The sequence below is a fragment of the Pseudomonas sp. MYb541 genome, from assembly GCF_037479595.1.
In the GTDB taxonomy this organism is placed as follows: domain Bacteria; phylum Pseudomonadota; class Gammaproteobacteria; order Pseudomonadales; family Pseudomonadaceae; genus Aquipseudomonas; species Aquipseudomonas canadensis.
On record NZ_JBBGYS010000029.1, the window covers coordinates 17,742 to 42,401 of the forward strand.

Below are 24,660 nucleotides of genomic sequence, written 5' to 3' on the forward strand. Positions count from 1 at the left end.
CTGAGTCCAATAATTAGCCTCAGAGGGTAATTTTACCAATCGAAAATACTGCTCCTCTTCCTGCCTAAGAACCCTAGTGCGTTGCCTTTGTAGGCAACTCCTAATACCCTGTAGGAAAATTCATCCTATGATTGGACGAAAGTACACAGCTCATGACAGACATCGCCCCCCTGATCAAACGCTCCCTGGTGGACCAGGCCTTGGAGCAACTGCGCTTGCGCATCAGCCAGGGCGTGTGGGCCATTGGCGAGCGCTTGCCCACCGAGCCGGAGCTGTCCGCCGAACTCGGCATCAGCCGCAATACCGTGCGCGAAGCCATGCGCGTTTTGGCGTTTTCCGGCTTGATCGAGATCCGCCAGGGCGACGGGAGCTACTTGCGTTCGATGACCGACCCGCTGGGCACGATGCGGGCGTTGTCCCACTGCACCCTGGAGCAGGCTCAGGAAACGCGGCAGATCCTGGAAGTGGAGGCGATCAGCCTGGCAGCCTTGCGCCGCACCGACGAAGACGTGAAAAAACTGCGTGAAGCCCTCGATGCCAGTGCCGCGCTTTACCACGGCGACCTGGAGGCCTATATCAGCGCCGACCTGGTGTTCCACAAACACTTGGTGGATGCGGCGCACAATCCGGCGCTGAGTGAGCTGTATCAGTATTTCTCCGCCATTGTCGGCGCCCAGTTGCGCCAGACCCTCAACATCTCGCCTCGTCGCCAGGCGGTGTTCGACCTGCATATCGCGTTGCTCGATGCCGTGGAGCATCAAGACCCGGAACGCGCCAAATCCCTCTGCCGGCAGTTGATCAATGAACCCTGAAACCAAACTTGATGAACTGTTGATCGACGCCGAAGTTGACGACGAGGTGGTGCAACACGCCCCTCCGGTGATCAGCCGCCTCTGGCTGTTGCTGTTCGGGCTGGTGCTGGTGGCACTGAACCTGCGCCCTGCGCTGTCGAGCTTGTCGCCGTTGCTCAATGACGTGTCGACCAGCCTGGGCCTGTCCGCCGCCAAAGCCGGCCTGCTGACCACCTTGCCGGTGCTGTGCCTGGGGTTGTTCGCGCCCCTGGCACCGATACTTGCCCGGCGTTTTGGCGCCGAGCGCGTCGTACTAGGGATTCTATTGACACTGGCCGCCGGCATCCTCCTGCGCAGCTCATTCGGTGAAGTCGGGCTGTTTGCCGGCAGCCTGATCGCGGGTGCAAGCATCGGCATCATTGGCGTGCTGCTGCCGGGTATCGTCAAGCGTGACTTCGCCAAGCAGGCCGGCACCATGACGGGCGTCTACACCATGGCGCTGTGCCTGGGGGCGGCGTTGGCGGCGGGGGCCACGGTGCCGCTCAGCCATTATTTTGGTGACAGTTGGAACATCGGTCTGGGCTTCTGGATTGCGCCAGCACTGCTGGCGGCGTTGTTCTGGTTGCCGCAAGTCGGTCAGAAACACGGTGCGCATCGCGTCGCTTACCGCGTGAAGGGCCTTCTGCGTGACCCTTTGGCCTGGCAGGTGACGCTGTACATGGGCCTGCAGTCGTCCCTGGCCTACATCGTGTTTGGTTGGGTGCCGTCGATCCTGATCAGTCGTGGCCTGAGCCCCACCGAAGCCGGGTTGGCGCTGTCCGGTTCGATCATCGTGCAATTGCTCAGCGCCCTCACGGCGCCATGGTTGGCCACGCGCGGCAAGGACCAGCGCCTGGCCATCGTGGTGGTGATGGTGCTGACCCTCGGCGGTCTGTTCGGGTGCCTGTATGCCCCGATCGACGGTTTATGGGGCTGGGCAATCCTGCTGGGCCTGGGGCAGGGCGGTACCTTCAGCCTTGCGCTGACCTTGATCGTGCTGCGCTCGCGGGACGCTCACGTGGCGGCCAACCTGTCGAGCATGGCCCAGGGCATCGGTTATACCCTGGCGTCCCTCGGGCCGTTGGCGGTGGGCCTGATCCACGATTGGACCGGCGGTTGGGCCGCCACCGGTTGGGTGTTCGCCGTGATTGGCCTGGGCGCGATCGTGGCGGGCCTCGGTGCCGGGCGGGCGAAATACGTCGGTGTCAGCAGCGAGAAAATCTAGAGATACAACACCTCCAGGGTCGCTGCGCCGTCCATCACGATGTCGGTGCTCAGGTCCAGGTTCTGCTTGGCGTTGATCACCACTTCAAGAGTTAGGGTGCTGGTGAGGTTCTGGATCGCTGCGGGCCCGGCGGTACTGCCTTGCGTATCGGTAAAACCGAGCCGGCTTCTAGCGCCGACATTGATGGCGTTCAGGTTGGCCATGCGCCAAGCGAGGCCGCCAGTGGTGGATTCGGTGCCATACACCGGCGCCCAGCTATCGGCCGTGGTCTGCTTGGGGTCGAAGCTCAGCGAATACACACCGATCTTGTTGCCGCTGTTATCGAGCCCTAGTCCATAGTAAATCTCGCTGTTGACGTGGGCCGTGCCGTCGCGGTCATTTCCATATTCCAGACGATTCCATTGCAACGCGTGCCGACCGCCTGACGAGGCTGACGGTGGTGTTCATAGCGTTGGCAGCGCGATCTTGGCTGCTCCCCGTATCGGGATGCGGCGCAATTTATCGAGGGCGGCTATTGCGGGGAATACAACAATTACGACAATCGGCGTAGGCCGAGAAAGACGTCAGAAGAGGTCTGTAAATATCTAGGAGAAATGGTTTTTTCGTAGTTTTTGTATCGTCAAAAAACCTGCATTTAACTATTTTCATTGTGTTTTTTGCGTAGTAAGCCATTCAAATGATTCGTCGGCGTAGCTCACTCGCAAGGTGCGCCCGGTGAGGTGGCGAGCCTGTCTCTCCGTTCGTTGTGCCGAACAGTCGAGGTGAACATGCAGCCGGGTAATCCACCCGACGAGAATGCCGATCGCGCGTCTTCGTCACGCGTGGTGCCTGTGAACTGGCAAAGGTTGACGGTATTGGTGGTGGAGGATCATCCGGCCTACCGAATTTTACTCGGATGGATCCTGCATAAGCTGGCGCTCGGGTTTGTGGTGGTGGACGACGGCCAGGCGGGGTTGGCGCTCATGGAGCGCCAGCGCATCGACCTGGTGCTGACCGACTGCCAGATGCCCGTCATGGACGGCTACGCCATGACCCGGCAAGTGCGGCGCAACGAACGCCTGGCCGGTACTGCCCGTGTGCCGATCATTGCCTTTACGGCCACCCTTGGGCCAGAGCAGATACAGCGGTGCGTGGCAGCCGGTATCGACGCCTGGTTACTCAAGCCCGTGACCTTCGAACAACTACGCGACGTTCTTACCGATTGGTTACCCCTCAGCGTCCGACCTTACCGGCCCGCGGCCGCAGCGCAATGGCCGACGCGCGCGAGCCTGCTCGAAACCTTCGGCAGCGTAACCACGGTTGAACAACTGTTGCAGACCCTGGTTCGGGAAGCGCAAGTGGACCTCGCCGTGCTGACCGAAGCCCGGCGCACAAGGGATGCCTGCGCCACCGCACAGCATTTGCATCGTTTGATTGGAAGCGTTGCGTTTCTAGGCGCCGACTCCCTGGAAACCCGAGGTGCGCGAGTGATTGATGCGGTGACGCGAGAAGGGGTAGCGCGACACGCATGCTCACTCGGTTTGCTGCTCGAGGACATTCACAGCTACGTGAGGTACTTGTCTTCGCTGTAGATTTGCAGGACGTTTCTGATCTTTATGTAGTCTTTAAGGGTAGGCAAGTTCTGTTTGTTTTGTGGGCCTTAACCTGAGGCTCATTGATTGCTGGACCGTGGTGGAAAACGACGGCCAGCGACGGTTGTGGCTGAAAGCCACTAGCGGTAACGTGCGGCAACTCAACTGGTAATCCAGGTGGTTCCCATGCTCCGTGTAATTATCGCTGACGATCATCCTATTGTGCGGGTCGGGCAGAAAGTGGTGATCGAGGCCAATGGCAAATGCAAGGTAGTGGGCGAGGCAGATGGCCCCGATCAACTGTTGGAGTTGATGGCGCACCAACCCTGCGACGTGCTGGTGACCGACTTCGCCATGCCGGGCAATCAACAGGCGGACGGCTATGGACTGTTGGGCCTGCTGAATCGTCAATATCCCCAGATGCCGGTGATTCTGGTCACCATGTTTGCCAGCGTGGCCACCCTGCGGGCGTCGTTTGCCCAAGGCGCCAGGGCCATCGTTGCCAAAAGTGCGTCGGCCCGGGAGTTGCCACTGGCCATCAAGGCGGTGTGTGGCGGCCAGACGTTTGTCAGCGAGTGCCTGCGCCAGCAAATGGACGAGGCCGGTAGCCTTGATCAGCAAGCCGAGCCGCAGTTGTCCGGCAAAGAGCGCGAAGTGGTGCGCATGCTCGCCAGCGGCATGACCGTCAGCCAGATCGCGGCACGGGTCAATCGCAGTATCTCGACCATCAGCAAGCAGAAAAGTACCGCGATGAGCCGGCTGTGCATTTCCACCGATGTGGATTTGTACGCCTACGCACGCAGTAGTGGCATGGTGCCGTAAGCTCGCTTATTTGCGTGGCGAATGTCGGTAGCCTTGGCGGCGCGGGCAGCTTATCGTGCGCCTACTCTTTTCGACACCCGCGGAGCCTGCCCATGAGTGATGCCCATAACGCCCTGATCACTGAGTTCTACAGCGCCTTCCAGCGCCTGGACGCCGAGGCCATGGCCGCCTGCTACACCGACGATGTGGTGTTCAGCGACCCTGCGTTTGGCGAACTGCACGGCCGTGATGCCGGGGACATGTGGCGCATGCTGACCACGCGGGCCAAAGACTTTTCCCTGACCTTCGACAACGTGCGCAGCGATGAGCGCAGTGGCAGTGCCCATTGGGTGGCGACGTACTTGTTCAGTGCTACCGGCAACACGGTGGTCAACGATATCCAGGCGCGCTTTGTGTTTCGCGACGGCAAGATCTGCGAGCACCACGACAGCTTCGATCTGTGGCGTTGGTCGCGGCAGGCGCTGGGCACCAAGGGCTTGCTGTTGGGTTGGACGCCGCTGGTGAAAAACGCCGTGCGTGGCCAGGCATTGCGTGGTTTGAAGGCATTTCAGGCCAGTCGTTGATAAGCTTGGCGCTCTTCTGTATTAGCCGAATCGACCTGTGACTGATCCTTCTGAACCCAAACCCTGGTTCGTCTACCTTGTACGCGCCGCCAATGGCTCGCTGTACTGCGGCATCAGCAATGACCCGGTGCGCCGCTTTGCTGCTCACCAGAGCGGCAAGGGCGCGCGGTTTTTCCTGTCCAGCCCGGCCGTGGCGCTGGTGTACACCGAGCAATGCGCGAGCAAGGGTGAGGCGTTGCGTCAGGAGCGGTTGATCAAGAAATTGAAAAAGAGTGCCAAGGAGTGCCTGGCGGCCAGCGGTTCATTGATTTGACTGATGGGGTCCCATCGTCCCCAAACGGCGTGTTGCAGGCTAATCTAGCGGCTCACTTCTAGAGCGGAGCCTGGCATGTCTGAGTTGATCCTCCACCACTACCCGCAGTCCCCCTTCGCTGAAAAAGCCCGCCTGTTGCTGGGTTTCAAGGGTTTGTCCTGGCGCTCGGTGCATATCTCGCCGGTGATGCCCAAGCCGGACCTCACCGCCCTGACCGGCGGCTATCGCAAAACGCCGGTGTTGCAAGTCGGCGCGGATATCTACTGTGACACCGCCTTGATTGCCCGTCGGCTGGAGCAGGAAAAGTCTGCGCCAGCACTGTTCCCCCAAGGCCTTGAACTGGTCACCCAAGCCTTCGCCGCCTGGGCGGACTCGGTGGTGTTTTCCCATGCCGTGGCGCTGGTGTTCCAGCCAGAATCCCTGGCGGTCAAATTCGCCAAGGTGCCGCCGGAAATGATCCAGGTGCTGGTGGCTGACCGCAGCAAGTTGTTCAGCGGCGGCACCGCAACCCGTGTGCAATTGGAGCAGGCCAAGCATCAATGGCCGACGATCATCCATCGCATCAATCAGCAATTGCAGCACCCGGCCGGGGATTTCCTGTTCGGCGAGCCGTCGATTGCCGACTTTGCCCTGGCCCACCCACTGTGGTTCCTCAAAGGCTCTTCCGTGACGTCGCCGTTGGTAGATGCCTATCCTGCCGTCGCCGCTTGGCTGGATCGCGTGCTGGGTTTCGGCCACGGTACATCCACCCAGATGAGCGCCGATCAGGCCCTGGACGTATCGCGCAATGCGGCACCGGCTGTTCTGCCTGAAGAAGTCTTTGAGGACTTGAACGGCTTCAAGGCTGGCCAGCAGGTGACCATTTGCGCCACCGACTACGGCACCGACCCGGTAGCGGGCGAACTGCTGTTTGCCGGACGCGAAGAGCTGATCCTGCGTCGCAGCGACGAACGTGCCGGCACCGTGCATGTGCATTTCCCACGCATGGGTTTTCGCATCCAGGCGCAATAAACAAAAATATTTGCAAATTAAGGTGAGGTAAATCCACCGCCCATCCGTGTAGTGCTTGAAACTGCGATCTATTCGCATTAACAGCGTTTTCTACACGGGTTCTCACAGCATGAAGTCGACGGCGGGCGGTTGGGTTAAACAGTGGCTGGGAGCCTCGGTATTGGCGGTATCGGGGCTGGCGTTGCTGCCCCTGACTATGGCGCAGGCGCAGGAGCAGCAGAGCGCCCAGTTCAACTTTGCCCTGGCGGCCAAACCGTTGCCCCAGGCCTTGAGCGACTTCAGCCGGGTCACCGGCATCAGCGTGATCTACACCGACGAAGCGCCCTACGGCCTCAGCGCCCCGGCAGTCAGCGGGCAGATGAGTGCAAACCAGGCCCTGCAACGCCTGCTGGGCAACAGTGGCTTCACTTTCCGCCAGATCGATGCCCGCACCCTGGCCCTTGAACCGCTGCCGACGGAAGGCGCGGTCAACCTCGGCGCTACCACCATCAGCGGTGCCGGCCAGGCCCAGGACAGCACCAGCTACCAGCCGCCGCCCACCAGTTCGGTGATGCGCTCCCACGCGCTGCTGCTGGAAACCCCGCAGACCGTCAACGTGGTGCCCGCCCAAGTACTGCGCGATCAGACCCCGCGCAATCTGGATGACGCCCTCGCCAACGTCAGCGGTATCACCCAGGCCAACACCTTGGCCAGTACCCAGGACGCGGTGATGTTGCGCGGCTTTGGCGACAACCGTAATGGTTCGATCATGCGCGACGGCATGCCCATCGTGCAGGGGCGTGCATTGAATGCCACGGCGGAGCGCGTCGAAGTGCTCAAGGGCCCGTCGTCGCTGCTGTACGGCATCCAGGATCCGGGTGGCGTGGTGAACATCGTCAGTAAAAAGCCTGAACTGGTGCAGTCCACCGCCCTGACCGTACGCGGCTCCACCTTCGGCGATGGCAAGAACGGCAGCGGCGGCAGCCTCGACACCACCGGCCCGATTGGCGACAGCGGCCTGGCCTATCGTCTGATCGTCGACCATGAAGACGAAGACTACTGGCGTAACTTTGGCACTCACCGTGAGAGCCTGATCGCGCCGTCCCTGGCCTGGTACGGCGACAGCACCCAATTGCTGTTTGCCTACGAACACCGCGAATTTCTCACCCCGTTCGACCGTGGCACCGCCATCGATCCCAAGACCAATCACCCGCTGGACATCCCGGCCACACGGCGTCTGGATGAACCCTTCAACAACATGGAAGGCCGTTCCGACCTGTACCGTTTTGAAGCCGATCACGACCTGAACGATGATTGGAAAGCCCACTTCGGCTATAGCTGGAACCGCGAGACCTACGACGCCAGCCAAGTGCGCGTCAGTGCGGTGAACACCAATGGTACCCTGACCCGCAAGATGGACGGCACCAAAGGGGCAATCACCACGGACCGGTTCGCCACCGCGAGCCTGGAAGGTAAGGTCAATGTGTTCGGCCTGCAGAACGATGTGGTGTTCGGCCTGGATGATGAGTACCGCAAAATCTACCGCGCCGACCTGATTCGTCAGAGTTCACGCGCCACCAGCTTCAACTACAACAATCCGGTGTACGGCAATGAAGTCGCGGGCACTACCGTCAGCCCCGCTGACAGCGCCCAGACCGACCTGCTGCGCAGTGATTCGCTGTTCTTCCAGGACGCCATCCACCTGAACGAACAGTGGATTTTCGTCGCCGGCGCGCGCTATCAGATGTATGACCAATACGCCGGCAAAGGCGTGCCGTTCAAGGCTAACACCAACGGCAACGGCCAGGCCTGGGTGCCGCGTGCGGGCCTGGTGTATCGCTACACCGATGAACTGTCGTTCTACGGCAGCTACACCGAATCGTTCAAACCCAACTCCACCATCGCCGCCTTGGCCGATGGCAGCACCTTGACCGGCGACCTGACGCCCGAGGAATCCAAGTCCTGGGAACTGGGGGCCAAGCTCGACATTCCGGGACGCATCACCGCCAGCGCGGCGCTGTTCAACATCGACAAGCGCAACGTGCTGGTCTCCGTCGGCTCCGGCGCCAACACCGTCTACAGCATTGCCGGCCAGGTGCGCTCCCGTGGGTTGGAACTGGACGCCACCGGCCAGTTGACCGACAAGGTGAGCCTGATCGGCAGCTACGCCTACACCGATGCACTGGACGTCAAGGACAAGGACCCGACCCTGCAAGGCAACCGCCTGCAAAACGTTGCCAAGCACACCGGTTCGCTGGCGGTGGCTTATGACTTCGGCAACATCTTTGGTGGCGACCAGTTGCGGGTGGGCACCGGTGCGCGTTACGTCGGTGAACGTGCAGGCGATGCGGCCAACGATTTCACCTTGCCGGGTTACACCGTGGCGGATGCCTTTGCGACCTACGACACCAAGATCGATGGGCAAAAGGTTAAGTTCCAACTCAACGTGAAGAACATGTTCGACCGCGTCTACTACACCTCCGCGGCCAGCCGCTTGTTTGTGTCCATGGGCGATGCGCGGCAGGTGTCGGTGTCCAGCACCCTGGAGTTCTAAGGGGTTTATGGTAGCGTTGCCGCCACTGATGTCTTGGCGGAAACGATACTGATGCATTTTGGACGATGGCTACATCTGCTGTGCTTGAGCGCTTTGCTGGGTGGTTGCGCGAGTGTTTCACCGACTTCCACCCCGGCAAGCCTGGAGCAACTCCTGGCTGACCCGGCCCTCAACGGCGCCACTGTTTCCCTGATGGTGCGTGATGCCCGTAGCGGTAGCACGCTCTATCAACACAACCCGCGAACCCGCCTGATTCCCGCCTCCAATCTCAAGTTGCTCACCACCGCAGCGGCGATGGATGTACTGGGGCCGCAATACCGCTTCTCCACGCAACTGCTGAGCAACGGCACGCAGCAAGGTGAGCGCCTCGCCGGCAATCTGTACCTCAAGGGCCTGGGCGATCCGACCACGCAATTCGCTGATTACCAGACATTGGCGGCACAGCTTGCGGGCCAGGGCGTGCGCCAGATCCAGGGCGACTTGGTATTTGACGATACCTTTTTCGACGCCGAACGCCTGGGCGTGGACTGGGCCCAGGACGACGAAAGTACCTACTATGGTGCGCAGATTTCCGCGCTGACCGTATCGCCTAACACGGATTTTGATGCGGGCACGCTACTGGTCACGGCAAAGGCGCCCGCCATGGTTGGCCAACCGGTCAGCGTGGTGGTGAGCCCGTCCACCGACTACGTGCAACTGAACAACCGCGCTGTCAGCGGCCCCGGCAACAATTACGGCATCACTCGCCAGCACGGCACCAACCTGCTGCAACTCACCGGCGCGCTGGCGCCCGGCAAGCAAAGCCGGCAGTGGGTGAGTGTGTGGGAGCCGACGCAACTGGTGGCCAATCTGTTTGAACAGGCGCTGGCGCAGCAGGGCATTCAGGTGCTGGGGCGACGCGTGATCGGCGGCGTAACCCCGGTAACAGCCAGGGTATTGGCCGAGCATCAATCGGCGCCTTTGCAGGCACTGATCACGCCGCTGCTCAAGCTGTCGAATAACAACATGTCCGAAGCCTTGCTCAAGGCCATGGGCCGCAAGGTGTCCAATGCTGGGACGGCGCAGGCGGGTGTCGCGGCAGTGGCGGATTTCATGCGCCGCCAGGGTTTGGACCCGATGACGCTGAGCCAGGTCGATGGTTCGGGCTTGTCGCGGCGCAATCTGGTGTCCTCGCAGAACCTCACCGACCTGCTGCTGGCGACGGCCAAACAGCCCTGGTTCGACGCCTGGTACAACGCGTTGCCAATCGCTGGTAACTCCGATCGCATGAGCGGCGGCAGCCTGCGTTATCGTCTGCGCGGAACGGCGGCGGAAAACAACCTGCACGCCAAGACCGGCTCCATGGCCGGTGTGTCGTCGTTGAGCGGCTACATCACCGACGCCCAGGGCCGGCGCCTGGTGTTTTCAATGATCAGCAACAATTACCTGAGCACCGCCGCACCGATCCGCGCCCTGGAAAACCGCGTGGCGCTGGCCCTGGTGCAGTGGCACGACTAGTTCAGGGCTGATAGCCCATGCGCCAGCTCACGGCCCGGGTCGCGGCCAGCAAGTGCTGCGCTGCCGGGCCGTCTTCGTCGGCATGGAACAACGAGGTGGGACCGACCACGGTCATCACCGCCGCCACTTGGCCGATGGCGTTGAAGACCGGCGCGGATAACGCATCGACGCCGGGCATCAACAAACCATGCACAAAATGCAGGCCACGGTTGCGGATTTGTTCGCAGGCGGTGGCGTAGGCCTGGTCATCTGCCAGGGCATGGGCGATGCCAGCCTGGATTTCGCGTTCACGCAGCTCCACGGTTTCCCGCGACGGTAGAAAGGCGCTGAACACCAACCCGGTGGACGAACTGAGCAGCGGCAGCACCGAACCCAATTGCGTCACCACCGTGACGGCGCGCACGGCGGGTTCGATCTGCACTACGGTCGCGCCCTGGTTGCCCCATACCGCCAGGAAGCAGGTTTCATTCAACTCATCGCGCAGCTCCGCCAGGGGCATCGCGCCGACCTTCAACACATCCATGCTGCCCAGCGCCGCCAGGCCCACGCGCAAGGCTTCGCGGCCCAGCCCGTAGTGGTTGGTGGCGGTGTTCTGTTCAGCGAAACCCGATGCAATCAGTGCCTGCAGGTAGCGGTGCACCTTGCTCGCCGGCATCTGCACGTGTTCAGCCAGGCGCGACAGCGAAGTGGCCGGGGACAGCTCGGCCAGGGCCTTGAGGATATCGGTGCCCACTTCGGCCGAGCGGACTTTCTGTTTACCGGTGTCGCGGGGCTTTTCCATGGAAGGGCGAGAATCCAAGAGATGAATGGGCGTCTTTATAGCTTGACGGTCGATAGTGATCAAATTACGTTATGCGTAACTGGATTACGATAAAAACAACTGACCTACAGAGGACGATCCATGAACCTCGAATACCTGTCGGGCTTCGGCAATGAATTCGCCAGCGAAGCCTTGCCCGGCGCACTGCCGGTCGGCCAGAACTCCCCGCAAAAAGCGCCCTACGGGCTGTACACCGAACTGTTCTCCGGCACCGCGTTTACCATGGTGCGCAGTGAAGCCCGGCGCACCTGGCTGTACCGCATTCAGCCGTCGGCCAATCATCCTGCTTTCATCAAATTGGAGCGGCAATTGGCCGGTGGGCCGTTGGGGGCGGTGACGCCCAATCGCTTGCGCTGGAATCCGTTGGATTTGCCGAGCGAACCGACGGATTTCATTGATGGGCTTGTGGGCATGGTCGCCAATTCGGCGGCGCAAAAGCCCTCAGGCATCAGCATCTACACCTATCGCGCCAACCGTTCCATGGAGCGTGTGTTCTTCAACGCTGATGGCGAACTGTTGATCGTCCCCGAGCAAGGTCGCCTGCGCATCGCCACCGAATTGGGCGTGCTGGAGGTGGAGCCGCTGGAAATCGTCGTGCTGCCGCGCGGCCTCAAATTCCGCGTCGAGCTGCTGGATGCTCAGGCGCGTGGTTATGTCGCCGAGAACCACGGCGCCCCGTTGCGTCTGCCGGACCTGGGCCCTATCGGCAGCAATGGCCTGGCCAATCCGCGTGACTTCCTGACGCCGGTCGCCCACTACGAAGATCAGAAGAAACCGACAACGCTGGTACAGAAATTCCTCGGCGAACTCTGGGCCTGCGAGCTGGACCATTCACCCCTCAACGTGGTCGCCTGGCACGGCAATAACGTGCCGTACAAATATGACCTGCGCCGCTTCAACACCATTGGCACCGTGAGTTTCGATCACCCGGACCCGTCGATCTTCACCGTCCTGACCTCGCCCACCAGCACCCACGGCCTGGCCAACCTCGACTTCGTGATCTTCCCGCCGCGTTGGATGGTGGCCGAGAACACCTTCCGTCCGCCGTGGTTCCACCGCAACCTGATGAACGAATACATGGGCCTGATCCAGGGCGCCTACGACGCCAAGGCCGAAGGCTTCCTACCCGGCGGCGCGTCGCTGCACAGCTGCATGAGTGCCCACGGCCCGGACGGCGAGACCTGTACCAAGGCCATCAACGTAGAGCTGGCGCCGCACAAGATCGACAACACCATGGCCTTCATGTTCGAGACCAGCCAAGTGCTGCGTCCCACCCAGTTCGCCCTGGACTGCCCGCAACTGCAAACCACTTATGACGCGTGCTGGGCCTCGCTGCCCGCCACCTTCAACCCGAACCGGAGATAACCCATGACTCAGCCCACACTTACCCGCAGCTGGGTGGCCTCCGCCAATGGTCACACCGATTTTCCTCTGCAAAACCTGCCGTTGGGCGTGTTCAGCATCAACGGCTCGGCACCACGCGCTGGCGTGGCGATTGGCGACTCGATCCTGGATCTGCACGCCGCCATCGATGAATTTGACGGTGAAGCCCGTCGCGCCGTCGAAGCGACCGCCGGTGGCCAACTGAACGCCTTTTTTGAACTGGGCCGCGGCCCGCGCGTGGCCTTGCGCGAGCGCCTGCTGGAACTGCTGGCCGAAGGCAGCAAGCTGCACACCCGTGAAGCGCAGGTGCTGCACCGCGCCGCCGATTGCCAGATGCATGTACCGGCGCGGATCAATGACTACACCGACTTCTACGTCGGCATCGAGCACGCGCAAAACGTCGGCAAACTGTTTCGTCCCGACAATCCTTTGCTGCCCAACTACAAGTACGTGCCAATTGGCTACCATGGCCGTGCTTCGACCATTCGTACCTCAGGCACCGACGTGCGCCGCCCCAAAGGCCAGACTCTACCGGCCGGGCAGACCGAACCTACTTTCGGTCCGTGCGCACGCTTGGACTATGAACTGGAGCTGGGCATCTGGATCGGCCAGGGCAACGAGATGGGCGATTCGATTGCCATTGGTGACGCGGCCGATCACATCGCCGGCTTCTGCCTGCTCAATGACTGGTCGGCACGGGATATCCAGGCCTGGGAATATCAGCCGTTGGGGCCGTTCCTGTCGAAAAGCTTCATCACCACCATCTCGCCTTGGGTGGTGACGGCCGAAGCCCTGGAACCGTTCCGCAAAGCGCAACCGGCGCGCCCTGAGGGCGACCCGCAACCGCTGTCGTACCTGTTGGATAAACGTGACCAGGCCACAGGTGCCCTGGATATCGAGCTGGAAGTGCTGCTCACCACCGCCGCCATGCGCGAGCAGAACCTGCCGGCCCATCGTCTGGCCCTGAGCAACAGCCTGCATATGTACTGGACGGTTGCGCAATTGGTGGCGCACCACAGTGTCAACGGTTGCCAATTGCAGGCAGGCGATCTGTTTGGTTCGGGGACTTTGTCCGGCCCGCAAACCGGCCAATTCGGCAGCCTGCTGGAAATGACTGAAGGCGGCAAAAAAGCCGTTGAATTGCCGTCCGGCGAAGTGCGCAAGTTCCTTGAAGACGGCGACGAAATCATCCTGCGCGCGCGTTGCAACCGTGAAGGCTTTGCCTCCATCGGTTTCGGCGAATGCCGTGGCACCGTGATCGCGGCGCGCTAGGAGGGCAGGGCGATGGAACTCTACACCTACTACCGTTCCACTGCGTCGTACCGGGTGCGTATTGCCTTGGCCCTCAAGGGCCTGGATTTCACCGCGGTGCCGGTCAACCTGCTGGTCCCGGCGGGCGGCGCCAACCGCCAGCCTGAGTACCTGGCGATCAACCCGCAAGGTCGCGTCCCGGCCTTGCGTACCGAGGAGGGTGAGCTGTTGATTCAGTCGCCGGCGATCATCGAATACCTGGATGAACGTTATCCACAGGTGCCGCTGCTCTCCAAAGACCTGGCGACCCGCGCCCATGAGCGCGCGGTGGCCTCGATCATTGGCTGCGATATCCATCCGCTGCATAACTCCAGCACCCAGAACTTGCTGCGCCAATGGGGGCATGACGAGGCTCAACTGCTGGAGTGGATCGGTCACTGGATCAGCCAGGGCTTGGGCGCGGTGGAGCAGTTGATCGGCGACCAAGGGTTTTGCTTCGGCGAGCAGCCGGGGTTGGCCGACACCTTCCTGATTCCGCAACTGTATGCGGCCGAGCGCTTCAAGGTGCCGCTGGCGGCGTACCCGCGCATTGGGCGGGTGGCGGCGTTGGCCGCGCAGCATCCGGCCTTTATCAAGGCCCATCCCGCCAATCAACCTGACACCCCCTGACCCCTGTAGGAGCCGGCAAGCCGGCTCCTAAACAGTTGCGCTAGACCATAAAAATAAAATCAAAGGTACCTTGCGATGCACAATCAGATTGCCAGCTTTCGCGCGGCACTCGACGCCCGTCCGGTGTCGCGTTATCAGTGGTTGATTCTCCTGTTGCTGGCGCTGCTGCTGGTGACCGATGGCTACGACGCCCAGGTGCTGGGTTACGTGGTGCCGGCGCTGGCCCAGGATTGGGGGTTGGAGAAGGCTGCATTCGGCCCGGTGTTCAGCGCCAACCTGCTGGGGCTGACCTTGGGGTCATTGTTGGTCACGCCGCTGGCGGATCGGTTCGGGGTGCGCCGCATCCTGCTTGGCTGCGTACTGATCTACGCCACGCTTACGGTGCTGATGGTATTTGCCAATTCGCTGAACACGCTGATGGCCGCCCGGTTTATCTGCGGCATCGGCATGGGCGGCGCGATGCCCAGCGCGATGGCTTTGATGTCGGAATACTCGCCGCCGCGCCTGCGCACGTTGATGGTGACGTTGGCGGCGTGTGGCTTCTCGTTCGGCGGCGCGGCCGGCGGGTTTGTGGCGGCGGGATTCATTGATGGCTTCGGGTGGCAGGCGGTGTTCCTGGCAGGGGGCGTAACGCCGTTGCTGTTGTTCCCGTTTCTGGTGTGGCTGTTGCCGGAATCCTTGCCGCGTTTGCTGCGTGATGCGCCGCCCTATGCTCGGCTGCAGAGCGTAACGTCACGCATGCTGCCGGGCTGGCAACCACCGGCAGCGACCGAGGCCGAAAACCAGCAGGAGCAGGGCAGCAAACTGACGGTGGTAGAGCTGTTTCGCAACGGCTACGCGCGCCCGACGCTGCTGATCTGGGCGACCTTTTTTGTCAGCTTGATCCTGCTGTATTTCATGATCAGTTGGTTGCCGTCGCTGCTGTTGGAAAGTGGCTTGGCGTTGAAAGAAGCCAATCTGGTGACCTCGATGTTCCTGTTCGCCGGCACCTTGGGCGCCATCGGCATGGCCTGGTTCGCCGACCGCTTGAAAAGCAAAGTGCGCCTGTTGTCCGGCGTGCTGGCCGCGGCTGCGGTGTGCACCATGCTGCTCGGCCTGAACCATGACAACCCGCGTTACCTGGTGGCCTGCGTGTTCGCGGCCGGGTTTTGCATCATCGGTGGTCAACTGACCCTCAATGCCTTCGCCAGTAACTTCTACCCGGCACACGTGCGCGCCACCGGAACGGGCTGGGCGCTGGGTGTGGGGCGTTTTGGTTCAATCCTGGGGCCGCTGTTTGGCAGTATGTTGCTGGCGATGCATATTCCGGTGCAGCAGATTTTCTTTTTCTGCGCGATACCGGCGGTGATGGCGGCGTTGTTGATCATTCAGGTGCGTTCGCCGGGTGCTGAAGGACCGAAGAGCCCGCTGTCCGGGGATATTCTCAAAGCGCCGCAGGCTTAATGCACCACTGAATTGGGCGGCAGGTGGCCCAGGCGTTCGGTCAGGCGCAGGCGTTGGATCGGATCTTCGCTGAGCATCAGCGCGTGTTCCAGGTCGAAGCGTTCGGCGTTGGGGCAGTCCAGGCGCTGATATAGGCTGGCCCGTGCCAGGTAATCGGCGGCGCTGGCGTTGCCCAGTTCCAGCACGCGTTCGGCGTCAATCAGTGCTTGGAGTGGGGCGTCGTTGGAAAGGTGCAATTGCCTCAAGTTGCGTGACAACCGTTGCAGGATCGAACGCGGGTCGGCTGTGTGGAGGTGATCGGCCTGCAACTTGAGGTTGGGGCCGTATTGGCGCTGCAACAGGTCGCGGCAATCATTCGGGTAGAGGCGCCGGCCGCCGCAGGGATCCAGCAGGTGATCGGCGCCGGGGACTCTTAAAAGGAAATGGCCGGGGAAATTCACGCCGACCATGGGGATCTCCAGGCGGCGCGCCAGCTCAAGGGCGATCAGCCCCATGGCCAGGGGTTGCCCGCGCTTGCGCTGCAAGACCTTGTCCAGCAGGGCTGCGGCGGGGCGCAAGGGCGTGAATTCATCCTGGGCAAATCCCAGGTCATTCAAGCGCCGCAACAGCGGCTGGCCCAGTTCATCCGCCGGCAACAGCGGCATACCCAGGCTCACCTGTTGTTGCAGTAAGGTCAGTTCCTGCAGGATCTGCATGGGCTTCACGGCCGGATCATGCTCGGCAGCAATCCACAACGCCGCTTCAAACAGCGCGGGTGGGGAGCGTTCCAGGCAGGCGACAAAGGCTTTGCGGGGATTCATTGCATTCTCCGGCAGATGCCCCCGTTTTAGCCTTGCTGGGAATTTTCGTCCAGTGGCTTGGGAAATATCCTGCGTGCTTATGTCGCAAGACCTGTGAAATCGGGCGGCTTATTCCAGCCTGGTCCGGCAGTTTTCTGCCGCAAGCCTATACTTGGCCCACTACCAGAAGTGATTCGGGAGCTTGACGATGTTTGCTCTCATGCACAGCACCCGCCTTGAATCGCTGCACTTGAGCGTCGACCCGGCCACCGGGCTGAAGGCGGTCATCGCCATCCATAACAGCCGCCTGGGGCCTGCCCTCGGTGGCTGTCGCTACCTTTCCTACCCCGACGACGAAAGTGCCGTGGCCGATGCCGCGCGCCTGGCCCAAGGCATGAGCTACAAGGCGGCCTTGGCCGGTCTGCCGGTGGGCGGGGGCACCGCCGTGATCCTGCGTCCCGGCCACGTAGAAAGCCGTGCCGCATTATTTGAAGCCTTTGGTCGATGCGTTGAGCAACTCGACGGGCGTTACATCACCGCCATCGACAGTGGCACTTCAGTGGCGGACATGGATTGCATCGCCCAGCATACCCGCTACGTCACCAGCACCACCGCCGCAGGCGACCCATCGCCCCATGCCGCCATGGGCGTGTTCGCCGGCATCCGTACCACCGCCATGGCGCGCCTGGGCAGCGACAACCTCGAAGGCCTGCGCGTGGCCATCCAAGGGCTGGGAAATGTGGGCTACGCCTTGGCCGAACAACTGCATGCCGCCGGAGCCGAACTGCTGGTAAGCGACATCGACCACGGCAAAGTGCAACTGGCCATGGAGCAGTTGGGCGCGCACCCCATCGCCAACGACGCGTTACTGAGCACGCCGTGCGACATCCTTGCGCCTTGTGGCCTCGGCGCCGTGTTCAACCGCCAGAGCGTCGGCCAATTGCGTTGCGCCGCCGTGGCCGGTTCTGCCAGTGCGCAATTGACTCATCTGGACAACGCGGATCAATTGGAGGCACGCGGCATCCTCTACGCCCCCGACTACGTGATCAACTCCGGTGGCCTGATCTACGTCGCGCTGAAGCACGGCGGAGCGGAACTGCCAACGATTACCGCGCACCTGTCCAACATTGGCACGCGCCTCACCGAGATCTTCGCTCACGCCCAGGCGGAAAAACGCTCACCCGCACGGGTGGCGGATGAGCTGGCCGAGCGTTTGCTGTACCGCTGATACACCGATCAGAGTTGATACTTCTCACGCACCAGTGAGCCGACCCCCATGCGATCCAGAATGTGCATCGGACATAGGAGCGTGACGCGGACGGTCCCCGGTAGCCGACTGATTTCAATCGAGCCGTTAAGCGTTGCGCGGTTGCGCACCTCATCCATCGACAGACCCGTGACGGCCGCTGCGCGCTCCAGGCCGTTTTCCGTCGCTAAGTTGAGGTCGGCGCCACTGCCGATAAAAGTAATGGGTCCGTTGTCTTCTATCTCGAACTGCCCCCAGCGCTCGCCCAATGCCTTGACATGCAACCGTTGCTCGGCAGTCATCGGACGAGCCATGGGCGGCAGGTCATCAAGGTTTTGCAGCAGGATCGGGCCGTCGAGTGCCAACCCCTTGATCACATGGGCGGTCAGTTCGGTTTCACCCGATACATCGGTGGCATGCCCGGCAATTTCGCCGTTGCCTTGCTGGGCGTGCATATCGCCCATGTAAACCCCGGCGCCGGGGACTCTCACCGGGCAAATCAGCACGCAACCTTCACGTACCGAGTTGGTGTCCATATGCCCGTCGGTTTTCGCGGCATGCAGTTGGTCATGGGTCATGCCGTAGCGATGGGGCGCGCCGACCAGGTACTGACCGAAGTCGGCACAGTTGTGGGAATCCGGCAGATCCCGTGAAGGCGTGGTGCCAATATTGCCCAGGAAAGGCCGCATGTGCGCGGCAAGGCCGGGGATATCGGCGCGGGCCAGGGACAGAATCGAATGCTGGGCGGACATCTCCGGCAACGCCGCCATATCCGGTGCCTGGCCGGCGAGGCGGTCGGCTACCAACTGGTTCACGGTCAGGCTCAGCTGATGCTCGGCATCGAACACGATGACGTAGCCATGGCTGAAGCGAAATGCGCTGACCTCCGCCCCGCAGGCGTTGCAACGAATGGCGTCCGCGCCGATGCCGTCGACATGGCTGGCGGGATGCTCCTGCCCACAGTTGGAACAGAACTTGGCGACAAAGGGATCGCCATGATAACGCCCCTCAACAAAACGCATGACACCTGACGAAGTGGCCAGAGACGTCACGCGCATGCGTTTGATCTTCAGGGCCACGGCGTCACCGACCTCTGCGCCGGCGATGAATACGGGTTGAGTCACCTCATGGCCACCTTCAAATGCGGGCGTGATCATTGGGCCCCAACACCCCGGCGGAGTACCGGTGATAAGCGTGCCGCCATCGGCGAGCGGGCCGAGCATCTTCTGGCTGGGGCCGATGAGGCCATTGGTGTAGGTGTTGACGATCAGGCGATCAACCGGTGCTGAGTGGTGCATTTTTATTCTCCGGGTCCTATGTGATTGAACCTTCGGTCACGGCGTATTGATCAGGGAAGGTTCAGGCAGGCCCAGTAGACCGGTGTTTTGTATCCCGAATATGTCGCGCGGGTGCGCTAATACACAGTGGTACATAACGATGGGAGAGGAGGGTTTGTAACTGCAAAAATCCTGATAGGGTTCTGTGGGCTGGCGCTTTGAGATGCTTGCTCAGCTATCGTTTTCCTACTTGCTGCGGAGAATATTCATGTCCAATCAAGCAACAGCGCATTCCGTAACGTTCAAGCGTCCGGACGGCGCCGAGGTCAATGGCTACCTGGCCAGCCCGGCTGTGCTGGAAGGGGCGCCGGCCATCGTATTGATTCAAGAGTGGTGGGGGCTGAACGAGCAGATCAAGGGCGTGGCCATCCGCCTGGCCGAGTGCGGTTACCGGGTGCTGGTGCCGGACCTTTATCGCGGCGCCTCGACCGTGGAAGAGGAAGAAGCCCATCACCTGATGGACAGCCTGGATTTTGGCGATGCGGTATCCCAGGACATCAAGGGCGCGGTGCGCTACCTGCAGGCCGACTCGCAAAAAGTGGGCGTGACCGGCTACTGCATGGGCGGGGCGTTGACGCTGTTGGCGCTCAATGCAATTCCGGAGCTGGCTGCGGGTGTGGTCTGGTATGGCTTCCCACCGCTTGAATATCTGGATGCGGCAAAAATCAAAGCACCGCTGATTGGCCATTGGGGCACACAGGATGCTTTTTTCAACATCGAAACCGTCGCGGAGCTGGAATCAACGCTGCACGCGGCGGGTGTGGACGCGACCTTCTACCGTTACCTGGCGCGCCATGCCTTTGCCAACGAAACAGCGATCGGCAACGGCCGTATCCCCGACACGCAATACGACGCCGCATGGTCGCAACTGGCGTGGGACCGCACATTGACCTTCTTCGGCAAAACCCTGTGGCAGGCGTAAGGCGCAAATAGCCTTCGGTAAAAACGATGAGTTGCCGGTCTGCCTGAACCTGCTGGCTCACCCTGAATCAACGGAGGCGGGCCGGCCTCCTTACTCTGCCTCTGGCTGCCCGATCTCGGCCAGGGCGCTGGCGTTGTTCTTGAACGCTGCTGCAAAGGCGGCGCGGTTCTTGGCCATGAAAATACCGGCGTCTTCTGCCTGCTTTTCAGTCAAGCCTTCCACGTTTTTCAACAGGACATCCATCAGAGACTCTGCCAGTTCAAGCATCTGGTCGTGTGCGTCGGCAAGTTTGCGATCCACGAATGTAGTCTCCAAGTCGCGGGTACTGCGATACAGGGTTTCAACAGCCATTTTTTGGCCTCGTCATCAGGGTGCAGTAGTGAAGGGGAGTAGCCCTTGTGTTCGGGTGTTTCTGGATAGCTGTATTTATATACAGTAAAAAGGTTAAGCCAAACCATCGAGTTTGGATAGCAGTTTTTTAATGTAGCCCGTAAATACAGGTTTGGAGTGCCTCGTGTCACCCCGCCACCATCTCATACCTGCCCCTGGCCTTTTTTCTGCATGCAGAACAACCGTCACGTCCAACCCGCATTATCCGGTCGAGTCGACCTAAGGAAGCATCATCGTGAAGATCAATTGGGCCGAAAGGCTACGCCAGCAAGTGCACGGGCTGGCCGAGTCCCTGGGGAATCTGTTCGTCGAGTCGTTCCACTACCTGGCGTTGTTCGCCATTGGTGCGGTGACGGCCTGGGCGGCGGTGATGGAGTTTCTGGGGATGTTGGAGAACGGGCACATCAAGATCGATGACATCTTGCTGTTGTTCATCTACTTGGAGCTGGGTGCGATGGTCGGCATTTACTTCAAGACCAACCACATGCCGGTGCGGTTCCTGATCTACGTGGCGATCACCGCGCTGACGCGCCTATTGATCTCCAACGTGTCGCACCACAACCCGCCGGACGTGGGAATCATCTACCTGTGCGGTGGGATTCTGCTGTTGGCGTTCGCGATTCTGGTAGTGCGCTATGCCTCGTCGGCCTTCCCGTCGGTGAAGGTCGAAGGCCCGCGTCGCAAGGGCGAGGCGAGCCTGGAAACCGAGAAGGGCGAACTTTAAAGCCCGACGCTGAACGGCAGGGCGCGGGTGGGCGGTCGCTGCAGGACCTTGTGATCGCCATCCGTCATCACCGCCAGGATCTCCATGGCGCTATGGCCCTGCTCGATGGCAATACCGAACTGGATACTTTGCACCAGGCGTTTGAGGCGCTCTGGATCATTGCGCTGTTCGGCGCTGATCATGCGCTTGGCCACTACGCCTTGTTCGTTGGAGAGGGTCAGCATGATGCTGCCGTCCAGCCGTTGTATGCTCAAGTTGACGCGGTATTCAGGGGTGAACGTGTCGGTGATGATCTGAAAAGGATTGTCCATGGTGCGTACCGCCTGAAAAGAACATGCAGTCATTGACGACCGGTGTCGGGATTAGTTCGCGTCTCCTGACCATCGGCCACTCCGTCGCTGAGGTTTTCACAAGGTCCGTTTCCCTCCACAGCTGTACAGCAAAGGCCGTGCCGCATAAGGCGCCGAGCCGTTATTGCGGGACATGAAAAAGGCGAACCGAGGTTCGCCTTTTTGTTGGGTGATCTATTTCAGGGCAGTACCGAGAAAACGATCGCAGACAGCGCAATCAACCCAATCACCACCACAAATACATTCGACACCTGGCCTGAATACTGGCGCAAGGATGGCACGCGACGAATGGCATACATCGGCATCAGGAACAGCAGGCACGCGATGATCGGCCCGCCCATGGTTTCAATCATGCCCAGGATGCTTGGATTAAAGGTGGCCACGGCCCAGCAGGTCAGCACCATGAATAGCGCCGTGCAGCGTTCCAGCCATTTGGCCGACATCGAACGGTTGCGCCCGCGCAGTGATTTGACGATCAGGCCCTGGAAACCTTCGCTGGCACCGATGTAGTGGCCGAGGAAGGATTTGGTGATGGCCACCAGCGCAATCAACGGCGCGGCGTAGGCGATCACTGGGGTCTGGAAGTGGTTGGCCAGGTAGGACAGGATCGAGATGTTCTGCGCCTTGGCCGCTGCCAGGTCGGCTGGCGACAGTGCCAGTACGCAGCTGAAGCAGAAGAACATCACGGTCAGCACCATCATGCCGTGGGCGGTGGCCAGGATGCCGCTGCTTTTGTGCTCGGCCTGCGCGCCGTACACGCGTTTCTGGTCGACGGCGAAGGCGGAGATGATCGGCGAGTGGTTGAAGGAAAACACCATCACCGGAATCGCCAGCCATAGGGTTTTGAAGAACAGCGGCATGGGCATGCCATCACTGGCGGAGGCGAAGAACGCGCCGTTCCAGTTGGGGACCAGGCTGACGGCCAGCAACAGCAGGGCCGCGACGAAGGGATACACCAGCACGCTCATGGCCTTGACGATCACGCCCTGGCCGCAGCGCACGATGGCCATCAGGCCAAGGATCAGCACCAGCGACAGGATCGCCCGAGGCGGTGGGGTCATGTGCAGTTGGTGTTCCATGAAACTGCCCAGGGTGTTGGTCAGCGCCACGCTGTACACCAGCAGGATCGGGAAGATGGCGAAGAAATACAGCAGGGTGATCAGCTTGCCCGCGCCGACGCCAAAGTGCTCTTCGACCACTTCGGTGATGTCGCCGGATCTGCCCGACAGCACAAAGCGCGTCAGCCCACGGTGGGCGAAGAAGGTCATCGGGAAGGCCAGCAGGGCCAGTACGATCAACGGCCAGAAGCCGCCGACGCCGGCATTGATCGGCAGGAACAAAGTGCCGGCGCCGATGGCGGTGCCGTAGAGGCCCAGCATCCAGGTGGTGTCGTGTTTGGTCCAGCCGGTGGTCACGGTTGTTGCTGTAGCAGCAGGATTTTCAGCAGCAGGTGTACGTACATCGGTCATCGGTATTGCCTCGTTATTATTTTTGCGCGGGCTCACGTAGGGGGCGGGTAGAAGTGCTCCGATCAGCACTCCACCCAGCTGACCGCCAGGCCGCCCCGTGAAGTTTCTTTGTATTTGTCATGCATATCGGCGCCGGTATCACGCATGGTGCGGATCACCCGGTCGAGAGAAATGAAGTGTTTGCCGTCACCGCGCAGAGCCATTTGCGTCGCGTTGATCGCCTTGACCGCTGCGATGGCATTGCGCTCGATGCACGGCACTTGCACCAGGCCGCCGACCGGGTCGCAGGTGAGGCCGAGGTTGTGTTCCAGGCCGATTTCGGCGGCGTTTTCCAGTTGCTCGGGGGTGGCGCCAAGGATGTCGGCCAAGCCCGCAGCGGCCATGGCGCACGCCGAACCGACCTCGCCCTGGCAGCCGACTTCGGCGCCGGAGATCGAGGCGTTTTTCTTGCAGAGGATGCCGACGGCCGCGGCGGCCAGGAAGAAATTGACCACATCGTCGTCAGACGCGTCGGCGTTGAACTTCATGTAGTAATGCAGCACCGCCGGGATGATTCCTGCCGCGCCGTTGGTCGGTGCGGTGACCATGCGCCCACCGGCTGCGTTTTCTTCGTTGACGGCGAGGGCGAACAGGTTGACCCACTCCATGGCCGACAGGGTCGAGGTGATGACATTCGGCTTGCCGATTTCCAGCAGGCTGCGGTGCAATTTCGCCGCGCGACGGGGCACGTCCAGACCGCCCGGCAGGATGCCTTCATCGCGCAGGCCTTGCTCCACGCATTCGCGCATCACCGACCAGATATGCAGCAGCCCACTGCGAATGTCGGCGTCGCTGCGCCACGCGCGTTCGTTGGCCATCATCAGCTCGGAAACCCGCAGGCCATGCTTGTTGCACAAGGCCAGCAGTTCTAAGGCGCTGGAAAAGTCGTAGGGCAATTCCACATCGCTGGTCGGCGCAATGCCCGAGGCCGCTTCCGCCGCTTCGATGATGAAACCGCCGCCCACCGAGTAATAGGTTTGCTCGCTCAGCAGGCCGTTTTCGCCGTAGGCGTGCAGGGACATGGCGTTCGGGTGGTAGGGCAGGCTTTCGTCCAGCAGTCGGAGATCGTGCTTCCAGTTGAAGGCAATGTCCTGCTGGCCTGCGAGCAACAGTCGGCCGGATTCGCGCAGTTGCTGGATGCGTGCGTTGATCGAGGTGGGGTCGACCCGGTCCGGCCATTCGCCCATCAGGCCCATCACGCAGGCGCGGTCGGTGGCATGGCCGACGCCGGTGGCGGACAGCGAACCGTATAGGCGCACTTCCACACGGCGAGTGTCGCTCAGCAGGTGTTGGTCGATCAGGGCCTGGGCAAAGGTCGCCGCCGCCCGCATCGGACCGACGGTGTGGGAGCTGGAAGGGCCGATGCCCACTTTGAATAGATCGAAAACACTGATAGCCATGCTAAAGCCTTACAAGCAATGGAGTAGAAATCGCTGCCATGTTTTGTAGAGCGAGCGGAATTGGCGCGATACT

At 61.2% G+C, this 24,660-nt stretch carries 23 protein-coding genes and 1 pseudogene; 16 read left to right on the forward strand and 8 right to left on the reverse strand.

Going from position 1 to position 24,660, the window contains the following annotated elements:
- Nucleotides 1–152 precede the first annotated feature (152 nt).
- Both WH299_RS18260 and WH299_RS18265 read left to right on the forward strand, forming a co-directional pair.
- Nucleotides 153–812 carry a FadR/GntR family transcriptional regulator gene (locus WH299_RS18260; protein WP_339550947.1) on the forward strand — a complete coding sequence of 220 codons (660 nt, stop codon included), beginning with the start codon at nucleotides 153–155 and terminating at the stop codon, nucleotides 810–812.
- Complete coding sequence (locus WH299_RS18265; protein WP_339550948.1) at nucleotides 802–2,055, forward strand: CynX/NimT family MFS transporter; 1,254 nt, start codon at nucleotides 802–804, stop codon at nucleotides 2,053–2,055. The genes WH299_RS18260 and WH299_RS18265 overlap by 11 nt, the downstream gene beginning before the upstream one ends.
- Here WH299_RS18265 and WH299_RS18270 read toward each other — a convergent pair.
- Nucleotides 2,052–2,432, reverse strand: a pseudogene (locus WH299_RS18270) (DUF1120 domain-containing protein); the annotation flags it as partial. The gene WH299_RS18265 and the pseudogene WH299_RS18270 overlap by 4 nt on opposite strands.
- Nucleotides 2,433–2,822: 390 nt before the next feature.
- Here WH299_RS18270 and WH299_RS18275 point away from each other — a divergent pair.
- The 7 genes from WH299_RS18275 to dacB all read left to right on the forward strand — a co-directional run bounded on the left by WH299_RS18275 (nucleotide 2,823) and on the right by dacB (nucleotide 10,365).
- On the forward strand, nucleotides 2,823–3,626 hold the full coding sequence (locus tag WH299_RS18275) for a response regulator (RefSeq protein WP_339550949.1): 804 nt from the start codon (nucleotides 2,823–2,825) through the stop codon (nucleotides 3,624–3,626).
- Nucleotides 3,627–3,812: 186 nt separating this feature from the next.
- Nucleotides 3,813–4,448, forward strand: a complete 636-nt coding sequence (locus WH299_RS18280; RefSeq protein WP_122723878.1) for a response regulator transcription factor — start codon at nucleotides 3,813–3,815, stop codon at nucleotides 4,446–4,448.
- Between the two features lie 92 nt (nucleotides 4,449–4,540).
- Entirely contained in the window at nucleotides 4,541–5,011 is a 471-nt protein-coding gene (locus tag WH299_RS18285) for a nuclear transport factor 2 family protein (protein WP_122723880.1), read from the forward strand.
- Nucleotides 5,012–5,048: 37 nt separating this feature from the next.
- Entirely contained in the window at nucleotides 5,049–5,324 is a 276-nt protein-coding gene (locus WH299_RS18290) for a GIY-YIG nuclease family protein (protein ID WP_126570394.1), read from the forward strand.
- Between the two features lie 75 nt (nucleotides 5,325–5,399).
- The gene (locus WH299_RS18295) at nucleotides 5,400–6,335 is read left to right on the forward strand and encodes a glutathione S-transferase family protein (protein WP_122723882.1); all 936 of its coding nucleotides are present in this window, start codon (nucleotides 5,400–5,402) and stop codon (nucleotides 6,333–6,335) included.
- Between the two features lie 109 nt (nucleotides 6,336–6,444).
- A complete protein-coding gene (locus WH299_RS18300) occupies nucleotides 6,445–8,868 on the forward strand; it encodes a TonB-dependent siderophore receptor (protein ID WP_339550952.1) in 2,424 nt (807 codons plus the stop codon).
- A 51-nt stretch (nucleotides 8,869–8,919) separates the two neighbouring features.
- Nucleotides 8,920–10,365, forward strand: coding sequence for a D-alanyl-D-alanine carboxypeptidase/D-alanyl-D-alanine endopeptidase (dacB, locus tag WH299_RS18305; protein WP_126570393.1), 1,446 nt, complete (start codon nucleotides 8,920–8,922; stop codon nucleotides 10,363–10,365).
- Between the two features lies 1 nt (nucleotide 10,366).
- Here the strand turns inward: dacB and WH299_RS18310 are convergent, their stop codons facing one another.
- On the reverse strand, nucleotides 10,367–11,146 hold the full coding sequence (locus tag WH299_RS18310) for an IclR family transcriptional regulator (RefSeq protein WP_028618956.1): 780 nt from the start codon (nucleotides 11,144–11,146) through the stop codon (nucleotides 10,367–10,369).
- Nucleotides 11,147–11,266: 120 nt separating this feature from the next.
- Between WH299_RS18310 and hmgA the strand changes: the two genes are divergently transcribed.
- The 4 genes from hmgA to WH299_RS18330 all read left to right on the forward strand — a co-directional run bounded on the left by hmgA (nucleotide 11,267) and on the right by WH299_RS18330 (nucleotide 15,931).
- Nucleotides 11,267–12,550 (forward strand): homogentisate 1,2-dioxygenase, encoded by a 1,284-nt coding sequence (gene hmgA / locus WH299_RS18315; RefSeq protein WP_323623436.1) that lies wholly within the window; start codon nucleotides 11,267–11,269, stop codon nucleotides 12,548–12,550.
- Between the two features lie 3 nt (nucleotides 12,551–12,553).
- The gene (fahA, locus tag WH299_RS18320; protein WP_122723890.1) at nucleotides 12,554–13,840 is read left to right on the forward strand and encodes a fumarylacetoacetase; all 1,287 of its coding nucleotides are present in this window, start codon (nucleotides 12,554–12,556) and stop codon (nucleotides 13,838–13,840) included.
- 12 nt (nucleotides 13,841–13,852) lie between these two features.
- The gene (gene maiA, locus WH299_RS18325) at nucleotides 13,853–14,488 is read left to right on the forward strand and encodes a maleylacetoacetate isomerase (RefSeq protein WP_122723892.1); all 636 of its coding nucleotides are present in this window, start codon (nucleotides 13,853–13,855) and stop codon (nucleotides 14,486–14,488) included.
- Between the two features lie 75 nt (nucleotides 14,489–14,563).
- Nucleotides 14,564–15,931 (forward strand): MFS transporter, encoded by a 1,368-nt coding sequence (locus tag WH299_RS18330; protein WP_122723894.1) that lies wholly within the window; start codon nucleotides 14,564–14,566, stop codon nucleotides 15,929–15,931.
- Here WH299_RS18330 and WH299_RS18335 read toward each other — a convergent pair.
- Nucleotides 15,928–16,731 (reverse strand): SirB1 family protein, encoded by an 804-nt coding sequence (locus WH299_RS18335; protein WP_339550953.1) that lies wholly within the window; start codon nucleotides 16,729–16,731, stop codon nucleotides 15,928–15,930. The two genes, WH299_RS18330 and WH299_RS18335, sit on opposite strands and share 4 nt — an antisense overlap.
- A 187-nt stretch (nucleotides 16,732–16,918) precedes the next feature.
- Between WH299_RS18335 and WH299_RS18340 the strand changes: the two genes are divergently transcribed.
- On the forward strand, nucleotides 16,919–17,938 hold the full coding sequence (locus WH299_RS18340; RefSeq protein ID WP_122723896.1) for a Leu/Phe/Val dehydrogenase: 1,020 nt from the start codon (nucleotides 16,919–16,921) through the stop codon (nucleotides 17,936–17,938).
- A gap of 8 nt (nucleotides 17,939–17,946) precedes the next feature.
- Here WH299_RS18340 and WH299_RS18345 read toward each other — a convergent pair whose 3' ends face one another.
- Entirely contained in the window at nucleotides 17,947–19,254 is a 1,308-nt protein-coding gene (locus WH299_RS18345) for an acetamidase/formamidase family protein (RefSeq protein WP_010212917.1), read from the reverse strand.
- Nucleotides 19,255–19,501: 247 nt separating this feature from the next.
- On the opposite strand from WH299_RS18345, the gene WH299_RS18350 reads away from it, so the two are divergent.
- Entirely contained in the window at nucleotides 19,502–20,215 is a 714-nt protein-coding gene (locus tag WH299_RS18350) for a dienelactone hydrolase family protein (RefSeq protein ID WP_021491833.1), read from the forward strand.
- Between the two features lie 90 nt (nucleotides 20,216–20,305).
- On the opposite strand, the gene WH299_RS18355 is transcribed toward WH299_RS18350, so the two are convergent.
- Nucleotides 20,306–20,566 carry a YebG family protein gene (locus WH299_RS18355; protein WP_016978245.1) on the reverse strand — a complete coding sequence of 87 codons (261 nt, stop codon included), beginning with the start codon at nucleotides 20,564–20,566 and terminating at the stop codon, nucleotides 20,306–20,308.
- 274 nt (nucleotides 20,567–20,840) lie between these two features.
- Between WH299_RS18355 and WH299_RS18360 the strand changes: the two genes are divergently transcribed.
- Complete coding sequence (locus WH299_RS18360) at nucleotides 20,841–21,329, forward strand: phosphate-starvation-inducible protein PsiE (protein ID WP_016978246.1); 489 nt, start codon at nucleotides 20,841–20,843, stop codon at nucleotides 21,327–21,329.
- Here WH299_RS18360 and WH299_RS18365 read toward each other — a convergent pair.
- The 3 genes from WH299_RS18365 to WH299_RS18375 all read right to left on the reverse strand — a co-directional run bounded on the left by WH299_RS18365 (nucleotide 21,326) and on the right by WH299_RS18375 (nucleotide 24,587).
- Nucleotides 21,326–21,640 (reverse strand): DUF3509 domain-containing protein, encoded by a 315-nt coding sequence (locus WH299_RS18365; protein WP_028618965.1) that lies wholly within the window; start codon nucleotides 21,638–21,640, stop codon nucleotides 21,326–21,328. The two genes, WH299_RS18360 and WH299_RS18365, sit on opposite strands and share 4 nt — an antisense overlap.
- A gap of 218 nt (nucleotides 21,641–21,858) precedes the next feature.
- Nucleotides 21,859–23,148 carry a serine/threonine transporter gene (locus WH299_RS18370; protein ID WP_122723901.1) on the reverse strand — a complete coding sequence of 430 codons (1,290 nt, stop codon included), beginning with the start codon at nucleotides 23,146–23,148 and terminating at the stop codon, nucleotides 21,859–21,861.
- 62 nt (nucleotides 23,149–23,210) lie between these two features.
- Nucleotides 23,211–24,587, reverse strand: coding sequence for an L-serine ammonia-lyase (locus WH299_RS18375; RefSeq protein ID WP_339550954.1), 1,377 nt, complete (start codon nucleotides 24,585–24,587; stop codon nucleotides 23,211–23,213).
- Nucleotides 24,588–24,660: the final 73 nt, after the last annotated feature.

Bases quoted from the DNA above. Each gene is read 5' to 3' on its own strand.
- WH299_RS18260 (WP_339550947.1), top strand. From the start codon at position 153: ATGACAGACATCGCCCCCCTGATCAAACGCTCCCTGGTGGACCAGGCC.
- WH299_RS18265 (WP_339550948.1), top strand. From the start codon at position 802: ATGAACCCTGAAACCAAACTTGATGAACTGTTGATCGACGCCGAAGTT.
- WH299_RS18275 (WP_339550949.1), top strand. From the start codon at position 2,823: ATGCAGCCGGGTAATCCACCCGACGAGAATGCCGATCGCGCGTCTTCG.
- WH299_RS18280 (WP_122723878.1), top strand. From the start codon at position 3,813: ATGCTCCGTGTAATTATCGCTGACGATCATCCTATTGTGCGGGTCGGG.
- WH299_RS18285 (WP_122723880.1), top strand. From the start codon at position 4,541: ATGAGTGATGCCCATAACGCCCTGATCACTGAGTTCTACAGCGCCTTC.
- WH299_RS18295 (WP_122723882.1), top strand. From the start codon at position 5,400: ATGTCTGAGTTGATCCTCCACCACTACCCGCAGTCCCCCTTCGCTGAA.
- WH299_RS18300 (WP_339550952.1), top strand. From the start codon at position 6,445: ATGAAGTCGACGGCGGGCGGTTGGGTTAAACAGTGGCTGGGAGCCTCG.
- dacB (WP_126570393.1), top strand. From the start codon at position 8,920: ATGCATTTTGGACGATGGCTACATCTGCTGTGCTTGAGCGCTTTGCTG.
- WH299_RS18310 (WP_028618956.1), bottom strand. From the start codon at position 11,146: ATGGAAAAGCCCCGCGACACCGGTAAACAGAAAGTCCGCTCGGCCGAA.
- hmgA (WP_323623436.1), top strand. From the start codon at position 11,267: ATGAACCTCGAATACCTGTCGGGCTTCGGCAATGAATTCGCCAGCGAA.
- fahA (WP_122723890.1), top strand. From the start codon at position 12,554: ATGACTCAGCCCACACTTACCCGCAGCTGGGTGGCCTCCGCCAATGGT.
- maiA (WP_122723892.1), top strand. From the start codon at position 13,853: ATGGAACTCTACACCTACTACCGTTCCACTGCGTCGTACCGGGTGCGT.
- WH299_RS18330 (WP_122723894.1), top strand. From the start codon at position 14,564: ATGCACAATCAGATTGCCAGCTTTCGCGCGGCACTCGACGCCCGTCCG.
- WH299_RS18335 (WP_339550953.1), bottom strand. From the start codon at position 16,731: ATGAATCCCCGCAAAGCCTTTGTCGCCTGCCTGGAACGCTCCCCACCC.
- WH299_RS18340 (WP_122723896.1), top strand. From the start codon at position 16,919: ATGTTTGCTCTCATGCACAGCACCCGCCTTGAATCGCTGCACTTGAGC.
- WH299_RS18345 (WP_010212917.1), bottom strand. From the start codon at position 19,254: ATGCACCACTCAGCACCGGTTGATCGCCTGATCGTCAACACCTACACC.
- WH299_RS18350 (WP_021491833.1), top strand. From the start codon at position 19,502: ATGTCCAATCAAGCAACAGCGCATTCCGTAACGTTCAAGCGTCCGGAC.
- WH299_RS18355 (WP_016978245.1), bottom strand. From the start codon at position 20,566: ATGGCTGTTGAAACCCTGTATCGCAGTACCCGCGACTTGGAGACTACA.
- WH299_RS18365 (WP_028618965.1), bottom strand. From the start codon at position 21,640: ATGGACAATCCTTTTCAGATCATCACCGACACGTTCACCCCTGAATAC.
- WH299_RS18370 (WP_122723901.1), bottom strand. From the start codon at position 23,148: ATGACCGATGTACGTACACCTGCTGCTGAAAATCCTGCTGCTACAGCA.
- WH299_RS18375 (WP_339550954.1), bottom strand. From the start codon at position 24,587: ATGGCTATCAGTGTTTTCGATCTATTCAAAGTGGGCATCGGCCCTTCC.